The sequence below is a fragment of the Bacillus norwichensis genome (genome assembly GCF_014836955.1).
GTDB lineage: Bacteria > Bacillota > Bacilli > Bacillales > Bacillaceae_C > Siminovitchia > Siminovitchia norwichensis.
The window spans coordinates 1-6,098 of record NZ_JACSPV010000078.1 but is presented as its reverse complement, the minus strand read 5'-3'; the positions used below and the strand labels follow the sequence as shown (position 1 = coordinate 6,098).

Annotated in this window: 4 protein-coding genes; all 4 read right to left on the bottom strand. The window is 38.8% G+C overall.

Features of this window, described 5'->3' with window-relative positions; genetic code table 11:
* Positions 1 to 168: 168 nt before the first annotated feature.
* Genes H9631_RS21785 through H9631_RS21770 form a run of 4 tightly spaced genes read right to left on the bottom strand, consistent with a single transcriptional unit; the run spans position 169 to position 5,811 of the window.
* Positions 169 to 609: a hypothetical protein gene (locus H9631_RS21785; RefSeq protein ID WP_318246852.1), complete on the bottom strand. Its 441-nt coding sequence runs from the start codon at positions 607 to 609 to the stop codon at positions 169 to 171.
* Positions 606 to 2,375 carry a pre-toxin TG domain-containing protein gene (locus H9631_RS21780; protein WP_191816504.1) on the bottom strand — a complete coding sequence of 590 codons (1,770 nt, stop codon included), beginning with the start codon at positions 2,373 to 2,375 and terminating at the stop codon, positions 606 to 608. The genes H9631_RS21785 and H9631_RS21780 overlap by 4 nt, the downstream gene beginning before the upstream one ends.
* Positions 2,368 to 5,313 carry a MucBP domain-containing protein gene (locus H9631_RS21775; protein WP_191816502.1) on the bottom strand — a complete coding sequence of 982 codons (2,946 nt, stop codon included), beginning with the start codon at positions 5,311 to 5,313 and terminating at the stop codon, positions 2,368 to 2,370. Before H9631_RS21775 ends, H9631_RS21780 begins: the two co-directional genes overlap by 8 nt.
* A 30-nt stretch (positions 5,314 to 5,343) precedes the next feature.
* The gene (locus tag H9631_RS21770) at positions 5,344 to 5,811 is read right to left on the bottom strand and encodes a DUF805 domain-containing protein (protein ID WP_191816500.1); all 468 of its coding nucleotides are present in this window, start codon (positions 5,809 to 5,811) and stop codon (positions 5,344 to 5,346) included.
* Positions 5,812 to 6,098: the final 287 nt, after the last annotated feature.

Genomic DNA, 6,098 nt, shown 5'->3' with positions numbered 1-6,098 from the left:
TCCAGCCAATCAGCTGCATAATAAAAACTTTAACTTTTGGGGATAAACACACTTACTTACACGGTTTAGTTTACACTCCCTAAAAAATGAACTATTCGTCACTGGGTAGCCCCACCCAAAAAGAAAACCTTGAAAGGCGTTTAGCCAATCAAGGTTTCAAAGGTGTTCCTACCAATTTCCTCTCTCAAAATCTGGATTATCTATTTCTTTGATATATACTGATATCCATAAAACTGTTTGTTCAACGGGGTCTGTTTCAAGGTAAACTCCTTTAGAACTACAATACACTTCTTCAAAATCATCATAAACAAAACTTGGTTCTAGCTTTATAACATCATCAATGTGCATTCCTACCCTAATTTTATTAAATAAAGTACCATAATAGTTACTTGTAGCAGTTATTTTAAATAACTTACCATTTAATAAATTAAACCATAAATCTAATGAGTTATCTATTTCATATCTTATCAAATATTTCCCTAATAGTTTCGGTTGTTTACCATATTGTTCTATCATTGAATAAAACTCATTGATGTGGCTATTTAGTTTTATTCCGCCCATTCCTTCCCAAGGGACGATAGGTGCCTGTAAATCAATCAAATATATCACTTCCCAGTAAAAATAATAGTAGCATTTTCTTTTCCATCAGTTTTATAAGTGTTCTTTGTTCCATCTACAATTTTAATTATACCTTGGTCACTTGTACTAATTTTTATATAAGGATTATCCCCATGTCTGCCTCCACCAGGTGATACTTGTAATTGTGTTATATTTCTACCGTTTCCTGGATTATTAATTTTAATTATTTGTGCACCAGACCTTGATTTAGTAGAGGCTTTTACAGTAACATCATAACCTTGACTCTTTAAAATTCCAGCAATTTCATCCGCATTCTTTCCACTAAATACACTAGGGTTAGATTTTATTGAGTTAACTGTAACTCTACCATTACTAATAACATTATCTATACCCTTAGCTTGTTTTCCAGCTCTAACTGGACTGGCAGTTTTCTTGGCTGTTGTCTTCGCTTTGGCCTTCTTTGTTGTTTTCTTTTGGCTGCTTGCAAAAAATTGTAAATCCAATCTTAGCATCTTATCTTGTTTGCTTGCAAATAATTTTAATAGAGTCGGCCTAACTTGTTTTCCTGCTTTGTTTCCTGCTTTAACCGGACTGAAAGTCTTCTTGGCTGCTGTCTTCGCTTTGGCTTTCTTAGCGGTTTTCTTGCTCGTTGTTTTCTTCGCTGCGCTCTTTTTAGAAGTGCTTTTTTTGGAACTGCTTTTGGCTTTTTTCTTGGACTTCTTCGTAGATTTCTTTTTCGGCTTTGCCTTTGAAACCTTTGATTTGACCGCTTTTCCAGCTTTCGTCCCGTTTTTTGTCGCTTTCGAAACTGCTTTTACTCCTTTGGCAACCTTTGCCACTTTTCCAACAGGCGTCAATCCGACCGCAAACCAACCTGCTGCTTTTGCTCGAGAAGCTTTTTTCCCTGTCGCAATATCCTTTCCCGTTGCCACGGTGTAAAGATCGTTCACACCAACAAAATCGCCAACTGCTACCGCACCTTTTTTCCACTTTGAATCTTTCTTTTTCTTGGCCCCTTTTTTCTTCCCTTTACTTGTTGCTTTCTTACTTTTTTTCTCTTTCTTCGCACTGTTCTTTTTCACAGTGGATTTCTTTGATGATGCCTTCTTTTTCTTGGTGCCTTTCTTCTTCGCTTTCGACGAGGCTTTCTTTTTCGGCTTAGCGTTTGATTTCTTCTTCTTCGAAGATTTCTTTTTCTCTTTTGCCTTCGAACTGCTCTTTTTCTTTTTTTCTGACCCTTTTGACTTGCTCTTGGCGGATTTCTTCGATGATGCCTTCTTTTTCTTGGTGCTTTTCTTCTTCGCTTTCGGCGAGGCTTTCTTTTTCGGCTTAGCTTTTGATTTCTTCTTCGAAGATTTCTTTTTCTCTTTTGCCTTCAAACTGCTCTTTTTCTTTTTTTCCGCTCCTTTTGACTTACCCTTGATGGATTTCTTCGATGATGCCTTCTTTTTCTTGGTGCTTTTTTTCTTCGCTTTCGGCGAGGTTTTCTTTTTCGGTTTTACGTTTGATTTCTTCTTCGCCTTCGAAGATTTCTTTTTCGGTTTTGCCTTTGACACCTTTGCTTTCTGCTTGGCTTTCTTCGCCTTCGAAAATTTCTTTCCGCTCTTTTGACTCGATTTTTTCGCCGACAGCTTACTTTTTGCTTTCTTCGTCTTATAGCCATAAGTCTGCACTGTTCCGGCACTTTTACTGCGTGACTTTTTCGATTTTGCTTCGGCAGAAGGGGTCTCCACAAGACTCAGACATAAAGCGATAATGACAAGAACATGCAGGAATACCGCTAATCGCTTACGCATTCGGCTTTCCTCCTTGGCGTTGCTTCCGTCTTCTTATGAAGAAAAACAGTGCACTGCCCAAGCAAAGCAAGCCAATTCCCACATAAAGAACAGAAGATCGTTCACCTAAAGCCGGGAGTTTCCCATCTTGAATCGGCACAATTTCCCCATCTTTTTTCTTTTGTCCGGTTTGTAAGTTTTCAGCTTGTGGCTGAACTGCTAAAGTCACAGGCTCTTCTCGTTCTTCTGCCGCAGGAAGTTCTACCATTAACATATCATCTTCTGGAATACGAGCTTGTTGAAGAAGATTTGTATCTTCATATACCGAAACATCATATTCATTGAGTAGACCTTGATAGATATGAGTTTCATCTTCTAAATCTCCCGCAGAATCCTGTTCCTCAAAAACCGCCGTTTCGTTCGGAGGAAGACTCGCTGAACCAAGGATGGTTGTTGAAAAGGTCGCATCGTTTTCCGCCATAACATCTTCTTGATCTATATCTTCGGATAGATTCTCTGATGAATTCTCTGTAACGTTCGGTTCTTCTTCAGCATGAGCGATAGGGATGGAAAACAAATCCCGCCATAGATTTTTGGGCTTTGAAGTCACCTTCGCTGTTGTTTCTCTTGGTTCTTCGGTTTCTTGCGTTTCCTCGGCGCCATCTAACAAAGTCAGGTATTCTGTCGCAGGAGCGTCTATACTAGCTGTATTAGTAGTCAACGCTTTTTCTTCATCCACCACTTTCTGTGCCACGACTTGGTATTTGCCATCGATCCACTGTTTAATGGCTTGATGAAGAAGGATACCTGTCACTCCATTGGCTTTATACTGTTGTTCTTCAATAACTTGGTTCCCCGCATAAATATGCGTCGTATTGTCAAAATTCCCTTGTTGAATCTGGGTCGTCATGGTGTATTCTGGAGTTTTACGTGTGATAAGGGCATGACCTTTCCCACTAACTTCGACCGTCATGGTATCGTCTTTCGTGACAGAAATAGTATGACTTTCGCCCGCTTGCAGGCTTTTCTCTGACACCGCACCATCATCGACAGTATCCTGGTAGAGTAAAATTCCATTCTCTTGATTAATAAGCGTTAGAATTTGTCCATCGGCATAATTCATTGTATTAGAGCGAATATGTCCGTGATAATCTACACGGGTAATCCCTCGGCTGTCATATCCAAGATCAAGCCAATACCCGCGTGTTTGACGATAATAATAATTGACCGTAATATCTGTATTGCCAACAATGCCATAAGCGTTATCGGGAAGACGATCCATCATTAAGCTATACTCATCATCTAAGTCTTTTGCCGTAGTAGTGTAAGCATCTTGATAATTCGCTGTTAAGGTGCTGCTTGCGAGCTTGTTCCCGCTTTCATCAAGATAATTCACATAGATCTGCTTCTCAACAGGCGCATAATAACACACAACCGTTTTCTCCAAAAAATCTGCCTTTTCACCAGATAGTTCGTCTTTTGTGGAAGCACTATCAAAATAATACCCATCGGGTGCTTCAATAGGATTTACTTCCCACGCTTTCCCATACCCAAACGCAAATACCTTAGTAGGAGAAACAGAATCTGTCGAGTCCTGACGCAAGTATTTGACTTTCACACTCACTTTATGCGCAATCGATTTTGTTGTATAAGTCGTGTCATTCTCTTGTTCGTCAATATTCGTATGTGCTTGATATGTAAACGATGAACCATCTATCAATTTTGGATCCAAGGTGCCTTCGATGATAAACCGGTAGGTTTCACCCGCAAATGCCAGTTGTTTCATCGTGTCTTGTGTAACTGAAACGAGGTATTGCCCATTCCCTAAGTCTTCGACTGCAGCAGGCAATACTTGCCCCTTTTCATCTACAAGCTCCACCGTTGGATTTATGATCTCTTGTGATAATGTGAAAGTCGTATCCCAATTCGCATAACGATGATTGATATTCACATCTAAAGCATTAATTGGTTGAACGAATGCCGCTTGCACCTTTTGCCCCGGTTGATAGGTAGATTCATCCACCTCCCAACTAGCTTTTGGAATTTCCACCTCTCCAAAATCTGGTTTCACTAATTCGATATTATTAATAGTTCCATAAGCACCAAAAATTTCAAAACCATTAGATTTTTTGTCAGGCACTCCATTAGAAGTAGAATCATAGCTACTTATTATGTTATTCCCATAGAATTGATACAAAGCCCCGCCGAGTGGGAAATCATTAAACCCATTGGTTGGCGTACCATCAGATTCAAACTTACCATTTCCTATATATTTTAAATTAGAACCATATCCAAGAGGTTTCGCATTCAATCCAAAGCGTTGTGTGTAATCAATATCACTAATTGTTGGAAACATCAAAATATCGACGGGTTGGCGTGTTAGACTATCTAAAAACTGATAAGAAACATTAACACCGCCCACATTCGCAATACCAAGATAGATCGCCCCAGCGCTTCCTATACCGATGTTAAAAAAACTCTCGTTTTCTTCCGTATGATGTACCCCCGTTACGGAAACCACCACATCAAGACGCTGCCCCGCTTTCGTTTTAGCGACATTTGAAATCAGTACTTCTGGAAAAACCTCATCATCTTCTTGAACTTGAAATTTAAATCTAGTAGGCACCTGTGTGCTTGGGCTCCCCTTCAATACTGTAAAAGTTGAATCCGGACCCACTTCTATGGGACCATCTAATAGAAATGGCGCCACTTCACTAGGGTCTGTTTCAGATTTTGTTAATAGCTTCACATTTAGGTTTCCATTACTTAGATCATTAACTGATTGAACGGTACCTTTCACTTCTGTCTCGAACCCATTTGGTAACGTCGATTGATCGTCAATCACCATCGGCGCCCCTGCAGCAAAAACAGATGGTGGAAAAAGAAACCCACTAAACCATAGTACCGATAAAATACAAACAAGCCCATTAAAAAAATAACGTTGTTTATATGAATTCATTTTATTGATAACTTCCTTTTATATTTTCTTTTACTGTTCTTTCGTTGGCAAACAGAAAAATACAATTAACACGATACTTAAAATAGGCACAAATGTGGCAAGTATCCATGTCGGATGAAAACCGGCGTCTCTTAATCGACGTACACCCGCACTTAAATAAGCCAAAAAGTACACAACGAATAACAAAAGAAAGAGAAGGAGCGAAAAGGCTTCAAATGTGGCCTCTTCTGCGCCACTGTATCCACCAACAAAGCCTAACAAATAGGAACCGGTATAAAAAAGCACTAAAATCAAAATGGCATTCACAATATTACCTAACCAAAAATCTTTCCTATTCATCTTCCCACGATAATCAAACATCTTTGTCCAAAACAATTTCATCATACAAATTCCCTCCATTTTTAATTTATATCTCTCTTGTAAACCACTAAATAAACTATTTACCAGAGCGCTCTTTCCTATGTTCCTCTTAAGTTCTTTAACCTCAATCGCAAACAAAATGGAAAAGTCCCCCTGATAAATGGTGAAGCCAAGCCCCCTTCCTTTCAGATTTTTTTTACAAAACAATATTATCTGCATTTCAACTGTACATTTTATGTACATTTCGTTATTTCCACATAAAAAACTAGCCCACAAATGTGAGCTAGTTTTTTAGTTAGCGATTTGGACAAGGCTACCAAACCTAGTTATAATGGGGTTTTTTATGGTATATCACTAGCGTTGCATTAATTAAAAATATCAATTCAAAATACTAAAAAGATTCAAAGTTTATCAGTTTAGACAAC

Coding starts and splice junctions, on each gene's coding strand:
- H9631_RS21775 (WP_191816502.1), bottom strand. CDS start 5,313: ATGAATTCATATAAACAACGTTATTTTTTTAATGGGCTTGTTTGTATT.
- H9631_RS21780 (WP_191816504.1), bottom strand. CDS start 2,375: ATGCGTAAGCGATTAGCGGTATTCCTGCATGTTCTTGTCATTATCGCT.